At 64.7% G+C, this 24578-nt stretch carries 18 protein-coding genes; 4 read left to right on the forward strand and 14 right to left on the reverse strand.

All coding sequences use genetic code 11. The features are described 5' to 3' along the window. Positions 1-39 precede the first annotated feature (39 nt). From F3J43_RS14395 to F3J43_RS14405, 3 genes are all read left to right on the forward strand, one after another. Positions 40-1260 carry a histidine decarboxylase gene (locus F3J43_RS14395; RefSeq protein WP_166887430.1) on the forward strand — a complete coding sequence of 407 codons (1221 nt, stop codon included), beginning with the start codon at positions 40-42 and terminating at the stop codon, positions 1258-1260. A gap of 30 nt (positions 1261-1290) precedes the next feature. Beyond that, complete coding sequence (locus tag F3J43_RS14400; protein WP_166887433.1) at positions 1291-1608, forward strand: isochorismate lyase; 318 nt, start codon at positions 1291-1293, stop codon at positions 1606-1608. A 75-nt stretch (positions 1609-1683) separates the two neighbouring features. Beyond that, positions 1684-2010, forward strand: a complete 327-nt coding sequence (locus tag F3J43_RS14405; RefSeq protein ID WP_166887436.1) for a fe2+ zn2+ uptake regulation protein — start codon at positions 1684-1686, stop codon at positions 2008-2010. Here F3J43_RS14405 and F3J43_RS14410 read toward each other — a convergent pair. Next, complete coding sequence (locus F3J43_RS14410; RefSeq protein ID WP_166887438.1) at positions 1979-2773, reverse strand: ABC transporter permease; 795 nt, start codon at positions 2771-2773, stop codon at positions 1979-1981. The genes F3J43_RS14405 and F3J43_RS14410 overlap by 32 nt on opposite strands. Beyond that, a complete protein-coding gene (locus F3J43_RS14415) occupies positions 2770-3480 on the reverse strand; it encodes an ABC transporter ATP-binding protein (protein WP_205297866.1) in 711 nt (236 codons plus the stop codon). The genes F3J43_RS14410 and F3J43_RS14415 overlap by 4 nt, the downstream gene beginning before the upstream one ends. A 225-nt stretch (positions 3481-3705) precedes the next feature. On the opposite strand from F3J43_RS14415, the gene F3J43_RS14420 reads away from it, so the two are divergent. Further along, positions 3706-8289: an NEL-type E3 ubiquitin ligase domain-containing protein gene (locus F3J43_RS14420; RefSeq protein WP_166887441.1), complete on the forward strand. Its 4584-nt coding sequence runs from the start codon at positions 3706-3708 to the stop codon at positions 8287-8289. Positions 8290-8417: 128 nt separating this feature from the next. Here F3J43_RS14420 and F3J43_RS14425 read toward each other — a convergent pair whose 3' ends face one another. The 12 genes from F3J43_RS14425 to F3J43_RS14480 all read right to left on the reverse strand — a co-directional run bounded on the left by F3J43_RS14425 (position 8418) and on the right by F3J43_RS14480 (position 24235). Further along, the gene (locus F3J43_RS14425) at positions 8418-9470 is read right to left on the reverse strand and encodes a hypothetical protein (protein WP_166887444.1); all 1053 of its coding nucleotides are present in this window, start codon (positions 9468-9470) and stop codon (positions 8418-8420) included. 32 nt (positions 9471-9502) lie between these two features. Next, positions 9503-11314, reverse strand: a complete 1812-nt coding sequence (locus F3J43_RS14430) for a hypothetical protein (protein ID WP_166887447.1) — start codon at positions 11312-11314, stop codon at positions 9503-9505. Continuing rightward, a complete protein-coding gene (locus F3J43_RS14435; protein ID WP_166887451.1) occupies positions 11311-12609 on the reverse strand; it encodes a hypothetical protein in 1299 nt (432 codons plus the stop codon). Before F3J43_RS14435 ends, F3J43_RS14430 begins: the two co-directional genes overlap by 4 nt. A 19-nt stretch (positions 12610-12628) precedes the next feature. Continuing rightward, on the reverse strand, positions 12629-13570 hold the full coding sequence (locus F3J43_RS14440; protein WP_166887454.1) for a hypothetical protein: 942 nt from the start codon (positions 13568-13570) through the stop codon (positions 12629-12631). A gap of 69 nt (positions 13571-13639) precedes the next feature. Beyond that, positions 13640-15997 carry a hypothetical protein gene (locus F3J43_RS14445; RefSeq protein WP_166887457.1) on the reverse strand — a complete coding sequence of 786 codons (2358 nt, stop codon included), beginning with the start codon at positions 15995-15997 and terminating at the stop codon, positions 13640-13642. Positions 15998-16007: 10 nt separating this feature from the next. Further along, positions 16008-17147, reverse strand: coding sequence for a hypothetical protein (locus tag F3J43_RS14450; RefSeq protein WP_166887460.1), 1140 nt, complete (start codon positions 17145-17147; stop codon positions 16008-16010). After that, positions 17126-18571 carry an alkaline phosphatase family protein gene (locus tag F3J43_RS14455; RefSeq protein ID WP_166887464.1) on the reverse strand — a complete coding sequence of 482 codons (1446 nt, stop codon included), beginning with the start codon at positions 18569-18571 and terminating at the stop codon, positions 17126-17128. Before F3J43_RS14455 ends, F3J43_RS14450 begins: the two co-directional genes overlap by 22 nt. Continuing rightward, positions 18561-19793, reverse strand: a complete 1233-nt coding sequence (gene eboE / locus F3J43_RS14460) for a metabolite traffic protein EboE (RefSeq protein WP_166887468.1) — start codon at positions 19791-19793, stop codon at positions 18561-18563. The genes F3J43_RS14455 and eboE overlap by 11 nt, the downstream gene beginning before the upstream one ends. Further along, positions 19790-20674: a TatD family hydrolase gene (locus F3J43_RS14465; protein WP_166887471.1), complete on the reverse strand. Its 885-nt coding sequence runs from the start codon at positions 20672-20674 to the stop codon at positions 19790-19792. The genes eboE and F3J43_RS14465 overlap by 4 nt, the downstream gene beginning before the upstream one ends. A gap of 35 nt (positions 20675-20709) precedes the next feature. Then, positions 20710-21480, reverse strand: coding sequence for an EboA domain-containing protein (locus F3J43_RS14470; RefSeq protein ID WP_166887474.1), 771 nt, complete (start codon positions 21478-21480; stop codon positions 20710-20712). After that, positions 21477-22364 carry a UbiA family prenyltransferase gene (locus F3J43_RS14475; protein WP_166887477.1) on the reverse strand — a complete coding sequence of 296 codons (888 nt, stop codon included), beginning with the start codon at positions 22362-22364 and terminating at the stop codon, positions 21477-21479. The genes F3J43_RS14470 and F3J43_RS14475 overlap by 4 nt, the downstream gene beginning before the upstream one ends. After that, the gene (locus tag F3J43_RS14480) at positions 22361-24235 is read right to left on the reverse strand and encodes a 3-dehydroquinate synthase (protein WP_166887481.1); all 1875 of its coding nucleotides are present in this window, start codon (positions 24233-24235) and stop codon (positions 22361-22363) included. The genes F3J43_RS14475 and F3J43_RS14480 overlap by 4 nt, the downstream gene beginning before the upstream one ends. Between the last annotated feature and the right edge of the window lie 343 nt (positions 24236-24578).

Here is a 24578-nt window from a genome sequence, read left to right on the forward strand (position 1 = left end):
CAGGGTGCGGCCTGCAGGTCAGTTTAAAAGGAGTTAGAGATGACTATGTCGACGGCCGACAAGGCCCGGCTGGATGAGTTCTGGCAGCATTGCCTGAAGCATCAGTTCTTCAACATCGGCTATCCCGAGAATGCCGATTTCGATTACGCCCCACTGCACCGTTTCCTGCGTTTTTCCATCAACAACTGTGGCGACTGGGCGGCGCCCAGCAACTACGTGCTCAACTCGTTCGACTTCGAGCGCGAGGTCATGACGTACTTCTCGGACCTGTTCGGCATCCGCCACGAGGACAGCTGGGGCTACGTCACCAACGGCGGCACCGAAGGCAACATGTTCGGCTGCTACCTGGCCCGCGAGCTGTTCCCCGGCGGCACCCTGTACTACTCGAAGGACACCCACTATTCGGTGGCGAAGATCGTCAAGCTGCTGCGCATCCGCTGCCGCGCCGTCGACTCGCTGGCCAACGGCGAGATCGACTATGACGACCTGATGGCGAAGATCGCCGCCGATCAGGAGCGTCACCCGATCATCTTCGCCAACATCGGCACCACCCTGCGCGGCGCGGTCGACGATATCGCCCTGATCCAGCAGCGCCTGGCGCAGGCCGGCATCGCCCGCGAGGACTACTACCTGCATGCCGACGCCGCCTTGAGCGGGATGATCCTGCCTTTCGTCGACCGCCCGCAGCCGTTCAGCTTTGCCGATGGCATCGACTCGATCTGCGTCTCCGGGCACAAGATGATCGGCTCGCCGATCCCCTGCGGCATCGTCGTGGCCAAGCGCGAGGCGGTCGAGCGGATTTCGGTGGAGGTCGACTACATCAGTGCCAGCGACAAGACCATCAGCGGCTCGCGCAATGGCCACACGCCGCTGATGATGTGGGCGGCGCTGCGCAGTCATTCGCCGGCGCAATGGCGGCGGCGGGTGCAGCACTGCCTGGGCATCGCCCAGCATGCCGTCGAGCGGATGCGCGCCGCCGGCATCGACGCCTGGCGCCATGACAACTCGATCACCGTGGTGTTTCCCTGTCCTTCGGCGCGCATCGCCAAGAAGTACTGCCTGGCAACCTCGGGCGACACCGCGCACCTGATCACCACCCCGCATCACCAGGACACCCGCCAGGTCGATGCGCTGATCGACGAGATCATCGCCGAGGCCCAGCCCGCCGCCTGGCGCGCCCTGCGCCAGGACAACCCGGCGCACGACCTGCAGGTGCCGACGCAGGTCCGGGAATTCGCCTCGCGCTTCGACGTCATCTGACCCCTTCATCGCAGAATCGAGACCCTTCACATGTCGCAACCGAAACAACCCGCCGCCTGCACCAGCCTGGAAGACATCCGCGCGGGCATCGACTTCCACGACCGGCAGATCTTCGAGGCGCTGCAAAAGCGCCTGGGCTACGTCAAGGCTGCCGTGCAGTTCAAGGCCAACGAGCAGGCCATCCCGGCGCCGGAGCGCGTTGCCGCGATGCTCGAGCAACGCCTTGCGTGGGCTGCCGGCAGTGAGTTCGACGCGGATTTCATAAAAGCGTTGTACGAACAGATCATCTACTGGAATATCCAGCAGCAGATTCTGCACTGGCGTTCGCTGCACCCTGAAAGCGCCTGAACGGACGGGCAGGGCGCAGCGGCGGCAGACGCAACCCGGAACGGATTCATCCCCTCGCACGCCAGGGAGGCGTCAGTGAAAGCATTCGACTGCAACAGCAGCAATGAACATATCCATGACTTGCTGCGCCACTACGGCCTGCGCAGCAGCCTGCTCAGGCTGAAGGTCATCGCGGTGCTGCAGCAGGCCGCGGCCGAGGGCCAGGCGCTGCGCGCGCGTGATGTGCATAGCCGTCTGCAGACCCTCGAACTGACCGCCATCAGCATTCGCGAAGTGCTCAAGCGCTTGTCGCTGGTCGGCCTGCTCGTCAGCCACGACGACCGCCGCTACAGCCTCGCGGCGGACGCGCTGGACACACTCGCGGCCCGGCCTAGCGCCTGGGCTCCAGTTTGTGCGGCATGAACTGATGGGCTGCGCTGAAGAGGCGGTTGAAGGTCAGCAGTACCGCGCACACGGTGCCCAGCGCCGATGACGCGGCGATCAGGAACATGATCACGATCTGGTAGCGGACCGCTTCGGTGGGGCTCTGCCCGGCGAGGATCTGGCCGGTCATCATCCCCGGCAGGCTGACGATGCCGACCACGGTCATCTGGTTCAGGGTCGGCATCATGCCGGCCCTGACGGCCTGCACCGCCGCGGCCTGGGCCGCCTCCCAGCGGCTGCCGCCCAGCGACAGGATCATCTCCACCACGGCGCGGCCGGCGGCCAGCTCGCGGGTCATGCGTTCGATGCCCAGGGACACGGCGGTCAGGGTGTTGCCCAGGATCATGCCGAGGATCGGGATCGCGTACTGCGGCTCGTACCAGGGCCGGACCTTGAGCACCAGTAGCAGGCCCACGGCGGTGACCAGCCATGAACTCAGCCAGATCGACACCACGCTGTCGCTGAGCAGGCCGCGATAGCGCAGCTTGCCGTGGCTGGCCGCAGCGTTGCCGGCCACCAGGGTCATGGTCAGCATCAACGGCAGCACGATGTACCACTCGGCGACGCGAAACACCCAGCCAAGGATGTAGCCGATGGCCAGCAGCTGCACGATGGTGCGCGAGGCGGCCCAGAACAGTTGGCGCTCAAGGCGCAGCTTGAGCAGCACCGACAGCAGGCCGTTGACCAGGATCAGGCTCGAGGCGATCGCCAGGTCGAGGTAGGACAGGCTCAGGTAGTTCATGGACGCGGCTCGCCGTCCAGGCAGCCCTGGTGCATGCGCAAATGTCGCGCGCCCATGCGCCGGGCCTGGGCCGGATCATGGGAAACCCAGGCGAACGCGCGGCCGTGACCGGGCTCGGCGAACCAGTCCAGCACCAGCTGTTCCACCCGCGCCGCGGAGTTGGGGTCGAGTGCCGAGGTCGGCTCGTCGAGCAGGATGACGTCGGGGGCGAGTTGCAAGGTGCGCAGCAATGCGACGATCTGTGCCTCGCCACCGGAAAGTTCGTCGGCGCTCTTGTCGAGAAAGCCTGGCGGCTTGCCGGCGCGTTCCAGCCAGCGCTGGGCCGTGTCGAGGTCGAAGTGGCGCCCGTGGCGGACCTTCAGGCGAAACGGCAGTTGCAGGTTGTCGCGGACACTGCCCTCGACCAGCGCGGCACGCTGCGCCAGGTAGCAGACACTGGCCCGGTACTGACGTACCGACTGCGTCGTCACCGGCTGCCCGTGCCAGCGCACCTCGCCGCTGCTCGGTGCATCGAGCAGCGCCAGCAGGCGCAGCAGCACGCTCTTGCCTGAACCGGACGGACCGGTGATGGCCACCCGGTCGCCTGGGTACAGGGCGAAGTCGGTGGGCACGAGCAAGGGGGCTTGGCTGGTCGGATCGATACGGCCCAGGTGGCGGGCATCGAGCAGTGCGGTTGGCGGGGCCGACGGGCAGGGGGAGAGAGGCACGGGACATCCTTGGCGAAGGGCGGGCACCGACAGTGTGGCACAGGCCGCTGCTCGGCAGGGTCTGTACGATATCCATCGCTGCGGGAGCGGCGCACCGCCGCTACCACGAAACTTTTGCACATTGGCATGAAATGAGAGGTTCCAAACATTGGTGCTAACTGTTTAGCCCCTTCCCGTCGGGCACTCCCATAGGTTGATTGTCCACTCATCCTATTGGGCAACACCATGCAGGCAGATCAAGCATCCACCGTTCCCGACGCACTCGCGTTGGCGCAAGCCTACCAAGACAGCATCATCGCCAAGCGCCTCCCGGGCTGGTTGACGGCAGCTTCAGCGCAAGAACTGCAACAGCTTCGGATTGCGCTGCGACGCAGCCTGGATACTCGTCGCAAGCTTTCCAGGGTGATGGCGCAGCTTGAGGGTATCGATACGTTCGCAACGCCGATTCTTGCGTCGCAAATGCAGACGAAGTTCGGTCACGAGTACAACGTTCGCCGTTGGGAAATGTTGGTTGGCAAACGGGAGATCGTGATCAACTCGATACCCGTCGGAGCGCACCTGAGCGAAGTGAAGTACGAGCCGATGCCTCTTGTGGAGGTTGCCTTGCGTAATTTCACCGAGGCGCAATGCGCATCGGATAGAACCCAGGAGGGGGCGCAGCCCAGGGGAAACCGCCTGCTGAACCCTCGACAGGGAGACGTAACACCACCTGGCGCAGACCAGTTTGCGCGTTTTTGTCGAGAACTGGATCTGGGCGCACAGTATCAACGTCATCTGGACACGGTGTTGCAGCCTGCAGTCGGGTTCGATCAGCCCTCGGCAGCACCGCGCTTATTGGCCGACACTCAGCGTGATGCGCTGTTGGTTGATGCCTATGAGGCCAAGCTCAAAGGCGTGCTGACGGGGGCTGAGCTGCAGCTGATCGTCGAGCTTTGCAATGACGACGTACTGGGTCGGCTCAACGGTGATCTTGTCGTCGCCAATCGCCTGCAGTTGCTGGGTTATGCAATGCAGCAGATCGTCGTGCTCGCGGTCATGGACGAAGGCTTTATCCGTAACACGGTAAAGCGCGTCCTCGTGCACATTCCGGATGATGAGCAGGGGGCGTGGTGTGCGTTCGATAGCCTGCGGGATTTCGCCAACGCACTGGGCCGACGGCTACGCGAGCCTGCCTACCAGGCATTCTTCAGTCGGTTTGTATGTCGGCGCGATAGCCAGGCTTTCTATGGCGAAATCATTCCGGCCTATGCCGACCTGGCAACGCTTGCCAATTACGATCTCGATGAAACGCTCGAACCGTATGGCATGCCGCTGTTCAATACGTTGGCGACAGCGCGTATTGCCCAGATCAAAGATGATGCATCCCTGATTGCCGTACCGGTGGCGAAGCTGGATCGAGAAGTCGAAGCCGCACATGACCGGCGCCTGGCTGCCGAGGGCTGGACACTCCTGAACCTGGCAGGCCTGTTCGTGCCTGCCATTGGCGCAGGGTTGCTTGCCATCACGGCCTGGAAGCTGCTGGGCGAGGTCTACCATGGCATGGCGGCATGGCGGGAAGGGGACGACAACGAAGCGCTGGGCCACCTGCTCAACGTAGCGGGGGATGTCGCGACGATGACGCTGACATCGGCGGGTCTGCTATTGACCCGGCGTATATGGCAGGGCGCCACGCTAGTGGATGAACTGGTACCCGCTCAACTTGAAGATGGCACGGTCAGACTGTGGAACCAGGACCTGACCCCGTTTCGCGTTGCCGCTCCGGCACCTGGCGCTGTTCGGGACGCCCAGGGTATCCATCGCCTGGGAGAGCGTGCATGGGTGGAAATCGACGGCGGCTATTACGCAGTGGAGCAACGAACGACGACGGGCGACTGGCGGCTCTCGGCTCGAGAGTCTCACGCGCCGTTGCTATGCCACAACGGCGCAGGTGCCTGGCGTCTGTGGAGTGAACAGCCTGCCCAGTGGGATGACCGCCACGTCATGTTTCGCCGTCTTGGCGAGCAAGTTCGGGGACTGGATGATGAGCAGGTAGACCAGGCTTTGGCGGCACATGCGTTGGATGCAGACCATCTGCGAGCACTGCATGTCCATGGTCAGCCACCTGATTCCGCACTATTGGACACGGTGTTACGCATCAAACTGGATCAGCGCATTCGCAATGTCATTGGTGAGCTTCAGTCAGGTGAAACGGTAACGGATCAAGTCGTGCTGGGACATGCCCGCAGTATGCTGGAAAGCATCACGAACAGCGATGCAGGCTTGGCGGAGCACATGTCGAGTCGGCGACGTGAGCTGTTCCAACGGCTGTACGACAGTGCGCAAGAAGCAGACTCACCGAGTGTGGCGCTCTTGCGCAGGGCATTCAGCAGTTTGCACGGACCGGCGGCGAGAGAATTGCTGAACGCTGCCAGTGTCGCCGATCGTCGTTTGCTGGAAGTCGATGGGCGCATTTCATTGCGGCTGTCGGAAGCTGCCCACGACTGTGTTCAGCGGATACGCACAGCAAGAGCCTTCGAGGCCTTTGTGATCGACTCTGCGCAAGATGCGGATACCGCAAGAGCGGCGGTAGCAATGAGCAAGTACCTGCCCAATGCCTCCACCGGCATTCGCTGGCGGCTATTTGAGCCTGGGCGCGAGGCGAACCTCGAGTTGCTGGCGAGTGAACACGGTGCTCGACACTACGGACTGTTGCATCGTGCCGGGCGCTTTCAACTGCTTGATGATCAAGGGAGAGCCACGGGGGCTCCGGGGGAATTGTTCGAAGTCATGGCCTCAGCCTATGACCAGGAACAGCGGCAGGCCCTGGGAGTGGGCGATCCGGTTGCCCATAACCTGCGGGTTCTGCTGGGCCGGCACGTCAAAGCCCGGCGCGCAGAAGTCCAGGCATTGTTTGGGCAGCGCCTGGACAACGAAGTATGGTTCAGGCCGCCCCAGCGTTTACAGGACGGGCGCATCGGTTATCCACTGACTGGGCGGGGAGAAGCAGGTGCATCGAATAGCCGGCGACCGCAAGCGCTGTTTGCCACGGTTCGAGCGTTATATCCCTCGTTCACTGATGAGCAAACCACGACTTGGATCAACGACGTGCAGGCCGCGGGGTTGAATCTGGAGCCGGAATTGTCGAGGTTGGGGCAGGAGCTGGAGGCGCTTGGGACCCGTCTTCATCAGTGGCAAATGCGTTCTCCTGCAGGGGCGCAGCGCATTGCTCGGCGAGAGTTGCGCGATTCGCTGCTCAGTTGCTGGCAGCGCCGTCTCACTTTCCCAGGTTCATCCATCGAGCAAACCCAGAGTTATCGTTGGGCTGTCTTCAACTTGTCACTGCCGGTGCTGCCTGACCTGCCCGAGCAGGTCCGTTTCGCTCATGTCACCGAGCTGGCACTGTTTGAAGTGGGCCTTACAGCATTGCCCGAACAGTTCATACGGGCGTTTCCAAACCTCAGCACATTAGAGCTCCCAGGCAATCAGCTCACCCAACTGCCGTTGCAGCTCATGCAGATAAGAACACTGCGTAACCTGGACCTGTTCGCTAACCAGATCGTGCTGAGTCCGGCTCAAGCAACCATCCTGGCATGTTGTGAGGCTCTGGAGTACGTCAACTTGTCGTTCAATCCACTTGGGCGCGCGTTCTCGTTGAGCGGACTTGGCCGGCTGCGCCGATTGCATATGCGCAGTACGGGGATCCGCGATCTACCTAATGCACTGACGGATAGACCGGACTTGCTTCTGGCCGATTTGCGTGACAATCAGATTGTTGAGTTGCCTGAGCACTTCTACCGAGCGCCCGGGTGGATACGCCGCAGCATTCTACTGAGGGGTAATCCGTTGACCGAGGCGCAGAGCTTGCGCTTGCGTGTCTCCATGGAAACCGTGGGAACACTCCGTGAAGAGGTGGTCGTCGATACCCAGCATTCTCGTCAACGTTGGCTGGATGCCTGTCAGAGCACCCGCAGAGGGGTATTTTCATTGTGCTGGGACAATGTCCAGTCTGCACCTCGGGCAGGTGAGTTTTTCTCCATGCTCACGCTGTTGCTGCGTTCGGCCGATTTTCATCAACGCCCGCAAGCATTGGCGGAGCGCGTCTACGCGATGATCATGGCCATGTCGGAACACACCAGCTTGCGCGAGGAGCTGTTCAATGAAGTGGGCGAAACCAATTGTCAGGACGGTGCGGCGCTTTGTTTCAGCAACCTGGAGCTGCGCATGCTGGTGTGGCAGACGCAACGCAGTGTCGATAACAGAGAGGAAGGCTTGCTGCATCTGGGGCGACAGTTGTGGCGCCTGGACCAGGTAAACCTCATCGCAATCGAGGATGTACAAGCCCGGCGTGCAGGCGGGGCGGATCCTGATGAAATCGAGGTCGGGTTGGCCTATCGAATCTCCTTGCGCGATACGCTCGACTTACCTGTGCAACCAGGTGACATGCTGTTCAGGAGGGCGGCACGGGTGGACGAGGCGCGTGTCGCAGCTGCACTGGCGCGTGTCCAGGAAGCAGAAACGTCAGCTGCAATTGCTGCCTCTCTTGTAGAGCGTTCATTCTGGCAGGACCATTTGCAGCAGACCTATAGAGCACGGTTCGAGACTGTCGATGCGCCTTTTCATGAGCAACTGGCTGCACTGATGGATGAGCACACCGTCATGGACGGTGAGCGGGTGACTGAAATGAATCGCGTGCGAGATGCTCGGCGGGCCGCACAGCATCAATTGATGGAGGAACTGACCATCGCCGCACTGGGGGCCGAGGGTGAACCGCAGGCCAGCAGTGGAGCCGATGAGCCCCTGTCCCCGGGGGCCTCTGCAGCTCAAGATTGATTGCGGTGGCCCAGACTGTGCCGTTCTTGCACAAGCATCTGGGCAAAGCCCGGGCCCGCTGCTCGGGATGTTCAAGGCGCGCGGGCACGCCGTGAACATCCCGGGTCGGTCACCTGCCTTTCCCCCGGTCAGAGCTGCACCCGCCGCAACCAGCCACGCAAGGGCACCTCAGCGCCATGCGGCCCCGGCAGCGTGCGGCCCACCAGGCCCATGCCCTCGCTGACCAGCACAGTGTCCTGTACCCGACACAGGTTGGACGGCGTATCCAGGCCACGGGCAAGCACCGTCACCTGGTCGTTGCCCAGGTCGCACTGCAGCAGTCTCCCGCTGAAACGGGTGAACCCGCCATGCAGGGTCTCACCGCTCCAGCTGGCGGGCAGGGGCTGCTGCAGGCTGTCGCAGAGTTCCAGCACCAGCAGGTTGCCTTCGACGGTCAGCGCCAGGCCGGTGGGCAGTTGCAGGCCGCGTACCAGCACCTCGATATGCCCGCTGGCCGGCCAGACCCGGATCACCTGGCCGGCCCGCGCGGCAAAGTCGATGCCCTTGCGGCCCGGATCGCCGTGCAGTTCACCGGAGAACAGACTGATCAGCACGGCGTCCGTGGCCGGTTCATGGACCAGGGTGACGGGCACCGCTTCCTGGCCTTGCGCCAGTTCCGGCAACTGCACCAGCACGCATTCCGGCTGGCCGGCGCTGAACTCCACCAACTGGTTGGTGTCCGGCTTGACCGCCAGCCAACTGCGCCGGGGCGGGTAGTAGCACAGTGCGTTGAGGTTGCCGTGGCTATGGAAGATCGGCTCGGGCGGGCTGAACTGCAGGTCGAGCAGACACGAGCCGCCGACATAGTCGGTCTGGCTGGCCAGGCAGTGGCCGTCACCGCAGGCGATGTCCGACAACCCCATGACTTCATCGCGCAGCATGCGCGCCTGCATGTTCATGGCGCGGAAACCTTGCGCCACGGTTTCGCGGGGCAGGTAGCCGCCGGGGGTGTCCGGGTCCGGGCGCAGCCGGCTGAGCCGGCCGCTGAACGGTTGCTCGGCCTGGCCCGAGCCTGCTTCGGCCAGCAGCAGGCTGCCGTCGGTTTGCAGGCACAGGCCGCGGGGGTTGAGCAGGTCCTCGGCGATGATCGCGCTGGGGCGCAGGGTCTCGCGGGGCGATGGCGGTATCTCGATCGATGGCATGGGCACTCTCCCAGGGCTGGTCAGGGGCGTGGCTACTGCGGCGGCTGCCAGGGCTCGCCGGTCAGGTAGGCGCGCAGCAGCGCACGCTGGCTGGGCGACATCGAGCGGACCACGGGCATGTACAGCGTGGTGCCCTTGTAGGCGTCCGCGGTGCGGGCAAGGATCGGCGCCTTGGCGGCCATGATCGCGTCGGGCTGGTTCAGTGGAATGAAGCGCGACATGGCGGGGAATGCCAGGTAGTGGAAGCGCAGCACGTTCGGGTACACCTGCTGCCAGGTGATGCGGCTGCCCCTGGGGATGCCGAAGTCGGTCTGGGCATACTTGCGCAGGTTGGTGAAGTAGCCGCCATTGGCCTGGCCGTTGACGGTGTAGGTCAGCGCGACAAAGCCGGCCTGGGCGGTGGTGCCGGATTTCACCCCCACCTTCAGGCTGACGGCGAGCTGGCCGGTGTTCACCGTGATCGAGCTCGGGTAGTCGAGGAAACGCCAGTATTGCGGCGCCAGGTAGGACGGTCCCGAAGGCGCGCCCTTGATGTCGATCTCAGCGGGGTGCTGGACTGCGCCCCCGAGGTAGCGGACCTGGAGCGTGATCGGCAGGCCGTTGGGGTAGTCCTCGAGGTAGACGTTGCGCTGGTCGGCGTACACCCGATAGACCGACTCGGTGACGGCCAGGCCGGTGCCGGCGACTGTGCCGGGGGCGTTGAGACTCAGCGGATTGGTCCGCAGCGCATTGAGCTGGTTGCTGGTCATGGGCAGGTCGACGAGGCCACCGTACACGTAGTAGTTGAGCAGTGGGTTGGCCTTCGGGTCGAGGGTGCCCAGCGGGGTCGAGCCTGCGGCGATACTGACCAGGCCGTAGTTCGCATTGGGCCCGATGGGACTGGTGATGTCGTCGCGGATGGCCCTGAAGGTCTCTTTCGGGATGAGGTTGACCATGTCGATGCTGAAGAAACCATTGCCGGCCAGGTCGGCATAGCCGGTGCTGCCGGTGTCCCGATTGACCAACTGGCGGCCCGCCTGGCAACTGGCCGGCTCGCCGGCGAAGGCCGGGGCCAGGGTGCCGACGACCCGACCAATGCTCGGGTTCGGGGTATAGCGGCCGGCGGCATAGTCGGCGTCCAGTTGCGCGGTGGTCATCGCAGGGCACATCTCGAACATCACGAAGCGCAGCACGATCCCGGTCGCCCCCGGGGCGTTGATGATCGCGCGCAGGCCTGCGCTGTTCTTGTTCCAGCTGACGATGCTGCTCAACGGGAAGGTCAGTTGGAACGTGCCACTCAGGCGAAACGAGCCTGGCGCGTCCATCGAGCTGGGCAGCAGCACGCGCTTCTTCACATCCAGGCTGCTGCACACGGTGTTGCACTTGACCAGCAGTTGTACGTCATCGTTGCCGCCGATCTGCAGGCCGCCGACGAAGATCTGCGTGGTGGTCGTGGAGGTCGGGTCCAGATCCACCATCATCGGTCCGGACACCGGCCCCTGGCCGGTGAGTGGATCGGTCGAGCCGAGCAGGTAGACCGGCCTGCCCACCAGGTCGCCGGTGGTGGCGACGCTGCCTGGGCTGCCTTGGGAACTGATCTTGGCATCCTGCAGGTCGACCACATGCTGGCCATAGTGATTCCAGCCGCCGGCGGTGTAGTAGTCGCCGGTGGGCGCGTTGATCATGCTGTTGAGCTGGTCGTCGCCATAGGGTTGGGCGCCAGGCGCCAGGGTCGAGGTGGTCAGGTCGAACAACGGCCAGTTCGGATTGCCGTTGTAAGGAATGCTCGGTGAGTTGTTGGGCAGGCTGACGTCGGTGCGGATGCCACCCCAGAAGTTCACGCGCGGGCCATTCAGGATGCTCATGGTTCAGTCCTCGTCCAGGTTGGGGTCGCGAGCGGCGACTTGGCGAATTTGAACAGGTAGGAATAGTCGGACTTGTACGGGCTCTTGACCGGCGTGGCCATGGAATGGCAGTTCATGCAGCTGCTGTTGGGCTGGATGTAGCTCTCCAGGGTCACGTTGGCCGAGAGCGCCGGAGTCGGCTGGCCCAGCGGGTTGCCGGGGTTGTCGGGGAAGCGCGGACGCTGGGTGGTGACCAGTTGGTAGTACTTCAGCACGCTGTTCTGCAGGCCCGGATCGCTGCGGTAACGGGCATTGACCTGCTGGGTGTCGGCGGCGATCGGGTAGAGCCGGTCCAGCGGGTTCGGCGTCTGGAACGTGGTGCCGGGCTTGGGCACGCAGACCAGGTGCACGCCTTGGGTCTGCCAGTTGCAGGGCGACTGGTTGAGACTGGCGGCGGGCGCGCTGGGGTTGAAGTACGAGTAGTTCACCCCGGCGACTGGCTGGTCTACCCATTGGCCGTTGCGTTGCGCCTTGGGTGGCACGTTGTCGACCTGCTCGAAGGTCGACCAGATCCACTGCGGGTAGCCACTGGCCTTGGTGATGATGTGCAGGCCGACCAGGCCCAGGTAGGCGTTGCCGACCCCGATGGGCCGGCCCTGGCTGTCGAACCGGGTCACCTGCGCGTTGAGGGTCAGGTAGCGGCTGGCGTTGTCGCGGGGGGTGAGGATGCGCCAGCTCGACTTGATCTCGATGGCACCATAGGGAAAGCGGATGTCACGGGCCTTGCCGACCACATCGGCATTGTAGAACTGGTTGGCGAGGATGTAGTTGTAGGACGTCTGGTTGGCCGAGATGTCGTAGTAGGTCGGGTTGCCGGCCTGATCGATCAGCCAGCCGCCGACAGCCTGGTCGACGGCATTGACCTGGGAGCTGTTCTTCAGCGCGGCGATGTTGATGATGCTCAGGTTGCGGGCGGCCAGCGGGGTGTTCCACGGCCCTGGGTTGGCCGCGCCGGGCAGGAAGATCTCGGCCACCGTCTTGTAGGTCTGCCAGACGGTATAGCCGGCGGCACCGGGCTGCCGGGTACAGTCCGGGTTGCCGCGACGTCCGGCCATGGCGGGCCAGTTCAGGGCCACGAACATCTGCCAGCTGTACTGGTCGAATTGCGCCTGGCTGGCATCGGCGGCTGGTGCGCGGCTGGGCGTCTGGCAGTCGAGGGTGCTGGCCAGGGTGGCCGGCATGGCCTGTTCCCTGGCCAGCAACGGCAGGCTCACCAGGCCCAGCAGCAACATGGACACGCGAAATGGGGTTTTCATGGCGATCCCTCGTCGTGGCTCAGGGTTTAGGCAGGGTCAATTGGTCCCACTGCGCCTTGCGGCCATTGCTCTGCGGGGTGGGCGGGTTGAACAGCTGGCAGGGCGGCGGGTTGGACGGGCACATGGCCGCGACCTGGGCCCAGGTCTGGCGCGGGTCCGGCTGGACCCGGCGAAAGCCCCGGTAGTTCTGGCTGACGATCGGCGCGTTGGCGATGCTGGCATCGCCGGAGAAATAGAACGACTGCGGCGGTCGGAAGGGGGGTTGTCCCGAGGCGGTCTTGTAGAACGCAAAGCCGAACAGGATCGGCCCCTGGGGCGAGGCGAGGTCCAGGGCGTAGGCCTGCACGCTGCCGCCCAGGTGCTGGCTGCGCGCGGGGCTATAGGGCAGGTGCTTGACGAAGTCCTGGCGCGGCGGATGGTTCATGGGCGAGAACATGCAGCACGCCGGCATGTCCTTGGGGCGGTCCTGCGGGTAGGTCAGGAAGTACGCCTTGTTGCCCAGCGACACGAAGGAGCAGGTGTAGTTGTTGTCTTTGATCGGGAAGATCGGCAGGCAGTACTTCTCGTAGTGCTCCATCATCGCGCCGAAGCCGTCGCCGTCCGCCGGGATGTAGGTGCTGTCGTAGTAGCTGGTGCCGCGGGACACCGTGTAGTCCGACGGTGACAGGGTACTGGGTGGATCGCTGTAGGGCGGCGGGTTGCGCTGGTAGTTGCGCATCACCCGGTACATGGTCCACTCGCTGGTCCAGTAGGCGGGGAAGAACGGGTCGGAAGGATCACTGTCGGCGCGCTTGGCGATGCAATTGCCATTGCTCGCGTTGCAGCCCGCGTTGTTGTGCACGCCGCTGGTGAAGTACACCGCTCTGCTGAGAGGTACAGCGCCGCTGTCTGCCTGGGCCAGGGCCCAGGGGCAGAACAGCAGGCCCAGCAGCAACAGGCGGTTCAGAAGACTGAGGTTCATGGGACACTCCTGTGAAATGCCGGGTGACAGGCCCTGTCACCCGGTGTGCTGGGGCAAGTGGCGTGCGCCTCAAGCCTGGTTGTAGTCATCCATGCTCAATTCGCAGGGTGGGTAGTTGCGTTTCACCAGCGCGTTGGCCCAGAGCTCCAGCACCGCGCGACGGCTTTGCGGCATGTCCCGGGTGATCGGCATCGCCAGCGTGCTTTCTTCCTGGTAATCCTTGCTGATCAGCACGATCAACTGGTCGATCGCCCCTTCTACCCGCGAGAGGGAGTTGAGCGGCATGTACTTGTTCATGATCGGGTACAGGTAGAAGTACGGCTGCAGGATGCGCGGGTAGATGAACGACTCCCAGATCTGGGTGCTGGCATCCTGGTCCTGATAGACGCGGTTCCAGGTGTCGACGAAGTCCTTCTGCAACTGCGGCTCCAGCGGCAGGACGCGCAGCGGGGCGAGGAAGTCGACATAGGCCTCGCCCAGCTGGAAGCTGAACGGCACGCTCTCGTCTGGCAGGAAGAAGCGCAAGGTCGGGAAGCCCGGCGCCACACCGCGCACGGTCAGGCGGGCGATGCCGTTGGCGTCGGTGGTGATCCGCGTGGTGCTGTAATGCACCGTGCTGGTCGGTTTCTCCAACGTGCCTTCGCACTGGATCGGCTGTTCGAACGCCAGGCAAGGCCGCAAGGCAACGGCACCCGGGCTCGGCAGGTACTCCTGGTAGCTGACCTCCACGCCGTCGCCGATGGTCTCGACATCGCGTATGGCCGTGAGCTGGCGACCGGTGCCCTCGGTCACCTGGCGGGTGAGTGCGGCGGTACCGACGAACTGCGGCAGGTTGGCGGTATTGTTCTTGCGATTCTCCGGGTAGTCGATGAACAGCGTGAACTCAGGCTGGTTGCTGAACGCCAGGTAGTAATCGGTCGTGCACATCATGTAGGCGTTGCCGTATTCCGCCACGGTCACCACGGTACCGGCCGGCGCGGGCTTGCCGTCGCACTGCACCATGATCTGCAGGGTCTTGCTGGCGCCCACGTCGACGAAACTGCCGCTTTCGACCACTTCGGCGGTCCACATCTGCTGGGTCGAGGCCAGCAGCGGGCTGTCCGCCACCCGTTGCAACTCCAGGGGACCACTGGCCAGCGTCTTCTGTGCCTCGGCGCTCAGGGGCAGGTCGAGAATGCCGGAGCGCAGGCGGAACGCCGACTGCTGATAGTCGCTGTAGCCAAAGCTGACCACCGGGGTGAACTGGTTGCCGTTGCGCACCCCGAGCTGGTAGGTGCCTGCGTCGTACTTCTCTGGCGCCGGGATGGCCGCGGCCTTGTCCACCGGGTAGCTGGGGAAGGTGTTGCCGAGGTCCAGCGACAAGGTGTTGCCGTGGACCTCGGCCGAAAGCACCCCGAGGGTCGCCGAGCTCGGCTGCGCGCCAGGGCGCTGCAGCGGCATTTTGTTCTCGGTCGGGACCAGCCGCCGCCCAGCCGGCGCGGTGGGGTACTCGTCGTCGAACCACAGGCCCAGGGTGCCGGCGGTGCGGCTGTAGGCGGGGTTGAAGACGATCTGGGTGGTGTCCTCCAGGCCCCGCTGGTAGATATCCTGTATCGCGGCCATGGCCAAGGGCGTGGTGGAGCGGGTGTTCATCGGCGGGTAGTCGTTGAAGACACCGTTCTTGTCGTAGCAGGTCATGAAGGTGGAGAAGCGGAACATCAGGCCCTTGGCGTTCTGCTGCAGCATCTGCTGCTGAAGGTTGCGCAAAAGTACCGAGTCGCCCACCGTCCAGGTCAGGTTCTCTCTGGGGAAGCAGGTCTGCCAGGTGGTGGTCACGTAGATCAGGCCGCCCAGGCTGCCGGCCCAGTTGAAGTTGAGGAAGCGGTCGAGCATGCGGAACTCGCGCTGGAGGACCAGCCCGCACTCGTCGTTGCCCAGCACCATCCGGTCGAAGTACAGCGCGGTGAAGGTGTTCTGCCAGGGGCTGACGTCGACGAACCGGGCAGGCGTGGGGTTGGGGCTGGCGAACGGATTGCCGAACAGGTTGAAGGGCTGGCCGATCAGCGCGTCGCTGTCGACATAGCCGCCGCCGGGCAGTTCGCCACCCAGGACCAGGGAGCGGGTCTGCTTGTAGTCGACGGTGCCACAGGCATTGTCGCCGAACAGGTCCCACTCGCCGGGGATCATGATCGGTGGGTTCTGCCCGACGTTGCCCGGTACCTGGGTGACGTAGTCGGGCGCCTCGTGCAGCACCCGCGGGGCGATGGTCCAGGGCATCAGGGTGCTGGCGGCGTTTTCCGGGGTGATGTTGTAGTACTTGAGGAAGCGCCAGTTCATCTCGGCCCTGACCGCGTCGTACAACGGGTACATGTCGTTGTTGTTGCCCGTCGGCGGGTTCCAGTACATATGGCCGTTGAGGTAGATGCGCGGGAAGTTCAATACGCTCATGTCGTGCTCCTTAGCGTTGCCACTGGGCGCGCTTCAGCGACCAGACAAAGTCCAGTTTGTTGTAGCCGGCGAAGGCGGAGTCCGGCACCGGTTCGGTGGGATAGACGATGCCGCCCTGTTCCTTGTGCGCGAAGTTGTAATAACCCTTCTGCTTCGAATAGGCGGCCGTGCCGTGGCAGGCGAAGCAGGACGACTGGTACTGGAAGGCGGATTCGAGCTGGGAATTGGCGAGCAGCTTGGGGTTGGTCTCGAACTGGGTGCCGATCAGCTCGTATTGCGCAAGGTCCGGGTACTGGCCCTGGAAGTCGCGGTTGACCGGTTGCGCCGCGGTGGTCGGCCCGGTGCTGTTGGTCATCGGCTTGGGCGGGATGGCGTTGGTCACCGTGTACTTGGCGTTGTTGCGGTTCTCGAAGGTGGTCCAGACCCAGCCGGGGTTGAGCTTGTTGATCACGTGCAGGCCGCTGAGCGCGGCATAGCCGACCGCGTACGAACCATCCTGTTGCAGGTAGTAGGCCTGGGCGATGTAGTAGCCATCGTCCTGCAGCGTCTTCTGGTAGCCGGCGTCGGCGCCGATCCACAGCCAGGCAGCCTTCAGCTCCCAGGCAGTGGAAGGGAAGTCCAGGTTGCTGGTCAGGGCAGCCTGGCCGTTCATGTTGTACACCTGCTCCTTGACGATGTAGTCGAAGGTGTCCTGGCCCATCAGCAGTTGGAAACGCACCGGCTTGCCACTCTCGGTCGATGGCACCGCGCCACCCATCTCCAGCGCCAGGCCGTCGACCTGCTGGACGGCGTTGAGGTTGTGGAAGGCACGTTCGGGGTTCATGCCCATGGCCGTGCCGGCCTTGAGCACCTCGGCTGGAGTCGGCACGCTCTGGCCGTAGGGCTGCGGCGCGGCGCCATTGCTCAGGTAGACCTGGTCGGAGGGCTTGAAGGTTTCCCAGACCCGATCGAGGTTGTTGGCCGCCGGCTGGTTCAGGCACACGAACCAGTTCCAGCTCAGCGCTTCAGGCCCCTGGGCGAACTGCGCCCGGGTCTGTTCGAGGTTGTCGGCAAACCGCAGGAAATTACTGCAGTCGAAGGTGTTGGTGTCCCCGGCATGGGCCAATCCGGCCAATGTGCTGAGAACGGTCAGGGAGATGGCGCGCCGCATGGAAGCTCCTTGGCATTGGCCAGTTCGGTGTATGAGTGCCCCAGGAAATGCTGCAGGAGCAGTTGTTTCACCGCCGTTGCCGCCAGGCTGCGCGGCAACGGCAGGTCACAATCGGTGATCAGCAGCGGCGCGACCTGCTCGTTGGCAGGTAGGCGGCCATGGCTGCCGCGGACCATTCGGGTATCCAGCGGGATCAGGTCCATGTAGTAGCGAAAACCGAGTTTCTTCTGCAGCAGGCGCCGCGCCACTCTCAGCCGCGGGAAGCGGATGGCGGGGTCGATGAACAGCTCCAGCGGGTCGTAGCCGGGCTTGCGGTGGATGTCCACGGTACGGGCGAAGTCGGGCGCCTTGTCCGCGTCGAGCCAGTAGTGGTAGTCGAACCAGTACCCCGCTGCGGCCACCGCCACCAGTTCGCCGCTGCGCGGGTGGTCCAGCTGCCAGGCCCGTTGCGCGGCCTTGTCCAGTACCTGCTCGATGCCTGGTTGGCGCTGCAGCAGCGCCTTGACCCGGGGAATATCTTCGGCCCGCCTGATATAAACGTGCGCCACCTGGTGATCGACCACGGCGAAGGCCGCGCTGGCCCCACAGTCGAGCAACTCCCAGGTCAGCGACTGGCGCACCTGCAGCCAGCCTTCCGTGCGCAGCAGGCGATTGATCGACAGCGACTGCTCGACGGCCTCGATGCCGTACTCGGACAGCAGCATCACCGCCGCGCCCTGGGCCTGGGCGAAATCCAGCAGGCGGCCGACCTCGGCATCGATGGCCCGCACTTCATCGGCGATCGATGGGTGATCCGGCCCCAGGCGTTGCAGGCTGTAGTCCAGGTGGGGCAGGTAGACCAGTTGCAGGTCGGGCTGGTTGAGCTGGAACTCGCAGATGGCGCAGTCGACGATCCAGCGGCTCGAGGCGATGCCGGACGCCGGCCCCCAGAAGCTCGGGAACGGAAACGTGCCGATTTGCCGCTCGATCTGCTCGTGCAGGCCGGCTGGCGAGGAATACAGGCCGAACAGCTTGCGGCCGTCGGCGGGATAGTGGGGGCGCGGGGTGATGGCGGCATCGACGTCGGCGTACATGTTGTACCACCAGAACAGCTGGCTGCAGCGAAACCCGGGCAGCTCGCGTTTGAGGGTCTGCCAGACCTTCTCCCCCTGGATCAGCCCGTTGGGCTGCAGCCAGAAACGCACCTCGGCGGTGTCACGGAAATACCAGCCATTGCCGACGATCCCGTGCGCCGACGGTGCCTGACCGGTGAGGATCGAGGCTTGTACCGTGGAGGTGACGGCAGGAAACACCGGTTGCAGGCTGGCCATCCGCGCGCTCTGCAGCAGGCGGTTGATGTGCGGTGTCGCGGCGCCCAGCAGCGCGGGGGTCAACCCGACCACGTTGATCAGCAGCAGCGGCCGGCGTGCAGGCTCAGAACGCATGGGGCGCTACCTCCCGGACTGGCGCCTGCAGCAGTCGCCGCGAGCGCAGTTGCTGTTCCACCCACAGCAGCTCGGCGGCGATCCCTTCGAGCTGGGCCTGCTCGTCGGCCGGGCGCACGGCGTCGGGCAGCACGCCCCAGCTGTAGGTTTCCACTTCCAGCACCGGGCGCAGGTCATCGTGTTCGGCGAGATAGTCGAAGGTCCGCGACAACGCGTCCTGGGTGGCGCCGAGTTCGGGCAGCAGCAGGTGCTCGCTGAACAGCGGAACATGGAAGTGAATCCGCAACTCGGCGTAGCGTCCGGACTCCCGGCTGCAGGCCGCGAGCGCGGCGGGCAGGTCCGGCCAGGCCAGCAGGCCCCCCTGGCTGTCGCGGGCCTTCACCTGGTGCAGGTAGGTGGTTTCGCAAAAATCGCCGACCACGGCGAGCACCTGCTGGCGGTGCGCGTCGTCCGTGGCGGGCAAGCGGCAGACCAGGGCGTTGGACAGCTGGATCTTGCCGATGGGGACCCGGGCTTGGCGCAGTTGTTCGAGCGATTGGTAGCAGTCCTCGAACATCACCGCCTGGTGGCAGACATCGAAACACAGCGCCAGGTATTCATGGTGAGGGTCGCTGGACTGCCAGTGACGGAAGAAATCGATGGCCTGGCGGGTGGTTTCCAGCACGCAATCCGGCTCCATCTCCAGGCAGAACACGATTTTCCGGCCGCTCTCCAGGTGCAGCCGGGCCAGCGCGGCGGTGAGCTGACGCAGGTGGTGCTCGGCACGCTGTTGCAGGGCCGGGGTCCAGGTGGCGGCGTAGCCCAGCGGCACGGTGGAGATCACCCCCTGCGGGCAGTCGGGCGGCATGGCCTGGGCCAGGATCCGCGCCAGGTCCAGGCTGTACGCCAGACGCTGCGGCTGGGCCCAGCTGGGCAGGTAGACCTCGGCTTTCACCGCGCCGTCATGGAACTGCCCATACGGGAAGCCGTTGAGCGAGGTCAGGCGCAGGCCACTGCGCCGCAGCAGGTCGACAAACGCGTGGCGCGCGGGCGCCTGGCGCAGCTCGGCGGCGGCGTGGGCGCAGATCCACAGGCCGCTGTCCTGCTCGCTCAGCCCGCGCCGCCCGCGCACGCCCTGGAAGTGGCGCAGGATGGAGGCCTGCAGCCCGGCCAGGTCGCGGGTCGGGTGGACATTGGCGCAATAGCCGAGCTGCGTGGCGGTCCAGCCCATGGCGCAGGTCATTTGATCACCGGGTCCTGGCCACGCAGGGCCGAGTTCTCCTGCCATTGGCGGCGCTGGTCGATCGGCAGCGGGGTGCCGACCAGGGCCTTGTCCAACTGGCCGCTCTGGGCGAAGAAGTCCACCGGGTTATGGAACAGCACCTGTTCCACCTGGGCCTCGCTGAAGCCTGCGCCGAGCATGGCCTGGCCGGTCTTGGGCACCTTGAGCGGGTCGCTGATGCCCCAGTCGGCGGCGCTATTGACCACCATCTTTTCCGTGCCGTACTGCTGGAGCAGGGCGACCATGCGCTGTTCGGACATCTTGGTGTTGGGGTAGATCGAGTGGCCGCGCCAGCAGTCGCTGTCGAGTACCAGCGGCAGGGTCAGCTCGTTGAGGTGGTCGATGATCACCAGGTGCTCGGCGATGCCCACCTCGCGGATCACCGCCAGGGTGCGCTTGGTACCGCCGATCTTGTCGCGGTGTGGGGTGTGCACCAGCACCGGCAGGTTGAACTGCCTGGCCAGGTCCAGCTGGGCGGCGAGGAAGCGATCCTCCTCGGGCGTGATGTCGTCGTAGCCGATTTCGCCGACCGCGACCACGCCGTCCTTCACCAGGTAGCGCGGCAGCACCTGCAGGACCTCGTCGGCCACCGACAGGTCGTTGGCTTCCTTGGGGTTGAGGCCGATGGTGCAGAAGTGATGGATGCCGAACATGCTGGCGCGAAAGCGCTCCCAGCCGAGCAGGGTGTCGAAGTAGTCGATGAAACTGCCGACGCTGGTCCTGGCCTGGCCCTGCCAGAACGCCGGCTCGATGACCCCGGTGATGCCGGCGGCGGCCATGTTCTGGTAGTCGTCGGTGGTGCGGCTGACCATATGGATATGCGGGTCGAAATACTTGGGCATGGTGAATCCTCGTCAGGGAAGAACGTCGTCGCGGTTCAGGTTGCGCAGGGGGCTAGGCAGTCATGCCAGGCGGGAGGCAAACGTTGCTGCTCGGCCAGGCCGAGCAGGCGCTGGCGTTGCGCCGGGCTGAGCAGCTCGAAGGCGATCACCTGGGGCAGGCCGGGGGACACCGGGCGCTGCGCTGCGAGCTGCTCGTCGAGCAGGTCGAGGGCCAGCTGGTTGAGGGTGACGCCGTGACGCTGGGCCAGGCCGTGCAGGCGGCGTACGTCCAGCCCCATGCCCAGGGCCTTGAGCACCAGTTGGTGGAACGCCCGCTCCGGGTAGTGGCGCGACGGGTAGGCGGTGTCCAGGGCCAGCGCGGCGAACACCTGGCTGTTGCTGGTGCGTCCGGCCTGCAGGGCCAAGGCCAGGCACTGCCCGTGGCAGTCAAGCCAGTCGAGGGCCTTGAGCAGGGCGACTTTTTCCTGGTCGTCGCCCCACAGGAACAACTGGCGCAGCAGTGGCAACTGGTCTTGCGCGGCCTGCTGCCCGAGGGCCCGGGCCAGCAGCAGGGCACGGGCCAGTTGCAGTGTGCTCCAGTCACCGTCGTCAGGTATCGCCTGTTCGCGCAACTGGCGCTTGCACTGGCTGCTCAGGCGCGCGCAGGTCAGGGCGTCGGGGGATTGGCCGAGTTGCTCCTGTGCCTGGTGCCACCAACGCAGCTCGTGTTGCCCGAGCTGTTGGGCCAGGGCCTGGTGCCGGGCTTCCAGGCAGTCGCGACGCTGCTCGAGCGCCACCGTGGGCGATGCGGTGTTGTCGATGTTCATGTCGGTTTGATCCAGCGCTGGAAATAGGGAAGCAGGAGGAACACCAGGACACACAGCAGGCTGCCCAGGGGTTGGTTGGCCACGGCCATCACCAGCGCGTCGAACAGCGGCAGGGCCGCGAGTCCGGCACCGATGAAGGCGCGTACCTGGCGTCGATGCGGGTCGGCCAGGTGTCGCCAGTAGTGCCAGCCGAGCCAACCCAGCCACAGCGCCAGTACTGCCCAGAACCACAGGTTGTCGGCGTAGCCCGCCAGGGCCAGGGGGCTGAGCATCAGCAACAGCGGGACGCGGCTCAGCAACTGGTTGAGGTGTTCCTGGCGCGCCAGGTAGGTCAGCCCGCTGATATAGATGCCCAGCAGCAACGCGCACAGCCAGCTCGGCTCGGCGGGCATCGCCAGGCTCGCGGCGGCGGTGAGGTAGAGCGCGGAGCGGCAGGCCCCCATCAGCCAGACGCTATGGACGTACTTCTTGTGCAGCAGGTTGTAGCCAAGGATGCAGGCCACCAGCAGGGTGACGCTGCCCAGCAGCCAGTGCGGCTGCTCGACCAGCCGGGTCAGGCCCAGGGTCGCGGCCGCGGCCAGCAGCCACAGCAGGCCGACGGCCAGGCGCAACTGCTGCCGGCTGACCAGTCCCAGGGTGAGCGGCCGCGGGTTGTCGTGCTGCTGGTCCCAGTCGGCGTCCAGCAGGTCGTTGAGCAACATGCCGGCCAGGTACAACAGCGACAGCAGGGCCAGCAGCAGGACCCACACCAGCGACGAGGGCGGCGCCAGGGCACCGGCGCTGCTGGCGAGCAGGGCGGCGGCCAGGGTGTTGGTCCACACGGTCGGCAGGTTGGACACCCGGCCGACGGTCATCCAGGTCTTCAACTGCGGGGTCGGATTCATTGTGCGCAGCCCTCGCCGAGGGCGACCGCCAGAGCGCCGCGGCTGGACAGCCGCTGCAGCGCCTGCTCCATCACGGCGGCGTCGATTTCATGCAGGTCGACCGACGCGCCGATCCGACAGAGCATGGGGATCGACAGCTGACCGCCGAGGTGCTGGCGGAACTCCTCGAGCCCGAGCAGCACCCGCGAGCGGCCTTGCCCATCCTTGAGGGCCAGTTCCGGCGGGCACAGGTTGAAGCCGAGCCTGAGCAACAGGCCGATGACCCGCTCGCTCTCGGCATCGCCGAGCAGGCCCTGGGCATTGGCATAGAGCGCGTCCAGGGCCATGCCCACCGCCACCGCCTCGCCATGGCGCAGCCGGTGCTGGCTGAGCTTTTCCAGCTTGTGCGCGGCCCAGTGGCCATAGTCCAGCGGGCGGCCGTTGCCACGTTCGAACGGATCGCCGGCGCCGGTGATGTGCCCCAGGTGCAGTTCGGCGCAGCGGTGGATGGCATGGCGGCTGGCCGGATGGTCGAAGCGGGCGAGGGCGTCGGCCTGCTGTTCCATCCACTGGAAGAACGCCTGGTCCTTGATCAGCGCTACCTTGACCGCCTCGGCAAGCCCGGCGATCTGGTCGCGGTGGCCCAGGCTGGTGAGCAGCTGGAAATCGTTGATCACGGCGCTGGCGGGGTAGAACGCCCCCAGCAGGTTCTTCTGCTCGAAGGCGTTGATGCCGTTCTTCACCCCGATGCCGGCGTCGTTCTGGGCCAGCACCGTGGTCGGCACACGGACCAGGCGCATGCCGCGGTGGAAGGTGGCGCAGGCATAGCCCACCGCGTCCAGCACCGCACCGCCGCCCAGGGCCAGCACGTAGCAATGCCGGTCGAGCCCATGGGCCAGCATGTCGGCGTACAGTTGCTGCAGCACTTGCCCATCCTTGCTCAGTTCCCCGGCCGGCACGGCGATCGGTGCGGCTTGCAGGTGCAGCGCGGGAGCATGGGCGGCGAAGTAGTCGACGATTTCCCCAGCCAGTCGTGGCGCACACTGCAGCAGTTGCTCATCGGCGAACACCAGCACGGTCGCCGGGCCTTTGTGGCTGGCGGTGAGTTGTTGGCGCAGGCAGGGGTTGCGCGGGTCGAACAGGTGGTCGGTGAACACCACTGGGTAGTCGTAGCTGACCTCGAAGCGCCCGTGCAGAGTGTCGCGCCGCTCGCGCTTGCGCCAACTGTTGAAGAGGCTGCAGGCGGCAATGAACACCACCGGCAGGACCATGCTGGCAAGGATGGCCACCAGCAGCGCGTTCTGCTCGACGAGGAGACTGCCGATGGCGCTGTAGGCCAATGCCAGGCCCGCGTTGGCCAGGGTGGTGACCAGCAGGAACGGGCGCAATGGATAGCGCTGCATGCCCGCGGCCACCACCGAGGTTTCCGCCAGTACCGGCACCCCGCGCAGGCAGATCAGCGACAGCGTGCCTAACCGATAGGCCAGTTGCCCCGGTTGGCGCTGGTGCAGGCCGAGGCGGCTGGACAGCACGCGCAAATAGCCGGCGCCCAAGGCATAGCCGAACCCGGCACCCAGGCACAGGCCAATGAAGATCACCAGGTAGCCGCCGACGCTGCCAAGGGTGGCGACCGCCAGCAGCGCGACCAGGCTCGACGGCACAGGCAGCACGACATCCAGGGCCAGCAACATGACCAGCAGCAGCGCCAGGTTGAGTTTTTGCGCAGGCGTCGAAGGCAGGTACAGCGCGAACTGGGCGAGGAACGCCTGGATCGGCTGTTCGAACAGCACGAAGCTGGTGATTACCAAGGCCGAGAAGACAACTAATGACAACCAGAAATAGCGGGTTGGCGCACTTTTCGAGCGCGCACGATATCCATGGCTGCGCTTCATCAAGCATCCCTCTTTATTGTTTTATTCCGAGTTCCGTTTCAGCAATAAAAGGCAGCTAACTAACTATTCCCAGTCGATACTTTCCCAAGCACTGCACCTGGCAGGGGGCACGGCTGATGACAAAATCAAAACTAGACCGGCGTATTGTTTTTGCAAGTCCATTTGAACTTGTGATTTATCGGGCTGTCGGCGTGCTGCACATTCAAGTTATACGCTCCCGGCGCTGTTGTTTTTTATTATTTATTTTTAATTATCCCGTTTGTTTTTCGGTTTTTTCACAGCTTGGCACATGGCTGCAAGTCAACAGATAAGCGGGATTTATGTGCATTTGCAGGGTGTTCGA

It is taken from the genome of Pantoea sp. Cy-639, assembly GCF_011752525.1.
Classification (GTDB): Bacteria; Pseudomonadota; Gammaproteobacteria; order Pseudomonadales; family Pseudomonadaceae; genus Aquipseudomonas.

Coding starts and splice junctions, on each gene's coding strand:
- F3J43_RS14395 (WP_166887430.1), top strand. CDS start 40: ATGACTATGTCGACGGCCGACAAGGCCCGGCTGGATGAGTTCTGGCAG.
- eboE (WP_166887468.1), bottom strand. CDS start 19,793: ATGACCTGCGCCATGGGCTGGACCGCCACGCAGCTCGGCTATTGCGCC.
- F3J43_RS14480 (WP_166887481.1), bottom strand. CDS start 24,235: ATGAAGCGCAGCCATGGATATCGTGCGCGCTCGAAAAGTGCGCCAACC.
- F3J43_RS14470 (WP_166887474.1), bottom strand. CDS start 21,480: ATGAACATCGACAACACCGCATCGCCCACGGTGGCGCTCGAGCAGCGT.
- F3J43_RS14465 (WP_166887471.1), bottom strand. CDS start 20,674: ATGCCCAAGTATTTCGACCCGCATATCCATATGGTCAGCCGCACCACC.
- F3J43_RS14400 (WP_166887433.1), top strand. CDS start 1,291: ATGTCGCAACCGAAACAACCCGCCGCCTGCACCAGCCTGGAAGACATC.
- F3J43_RS14455 (WP_166887464.1), bottom strand. CDS start 18,571: ATGCGTTCTGAGCCTGCACGCCGGCCGCTGCTGCTGATCAACGTGGTC.
- F3J43_RS14440 (WP_166887454.1), bottom strand. CDS start 13,570: ATGAACCTCAGTCTTCTGAACCGCCTGTTGCTGCTGGGCCTGCTGTTC.
- F3J43_RS14425 (WP_166887444.1), bottom strand. CDS start 9,470: ATGCCATCGATCGAGATACCGCCATCGCCCCGCGAGACCCTGCGCCCC.
- F3J43_RS14420 (WP_166887441.1), top strand. CDS start 3,706: ATGCAGGCAGATCAAGCATCCACCGTTCCCGACGCACTCGCGTTGGCG.
- F3J43_RS14475 (WP_166887477.1), bottom strand. CDS start 22,364: ATGAATCCGACCCCGCAGTTGAAGACCTGGATGACCGTCGGCCGGGTG.
- F3J43_RS14430 (WP_166887447.1), bottom strand. CDS start 11,314: ATGAGCATCCTGAATGGCCCGCGCGTGAACTTCTGGGGTGGCATCCGC.
- F3J43_RS14435 (WP_166887451.1), bottom strand. CDS start 12,609: ATGAAAACCCCATTTCGCGTGTCCATGTTGCTGCTGGGCCTGGTGAGC.
- F3J43_RS14410 (WP_166887438.1), bottom strand. CDS start 2,773: ATGAACTACCTGAGCCTGTCCTACCTCGACCTGGCGATCGCCTCGAGC.
- F3J43_RS14445 (WP_166887457.1), bottom strand. CDS start 15,997: ATGAGCGTATTGAACTTCCCGCGCATCTACCTCAACGGCCATATGTAC.
- F3J43_RS14450 (WP_166887460.1), bottom strand. CDS start 17,147: ATGCGGCGCGCCATCTCCCTGACCGTTCTCAGCACATTGGCCGGATTG.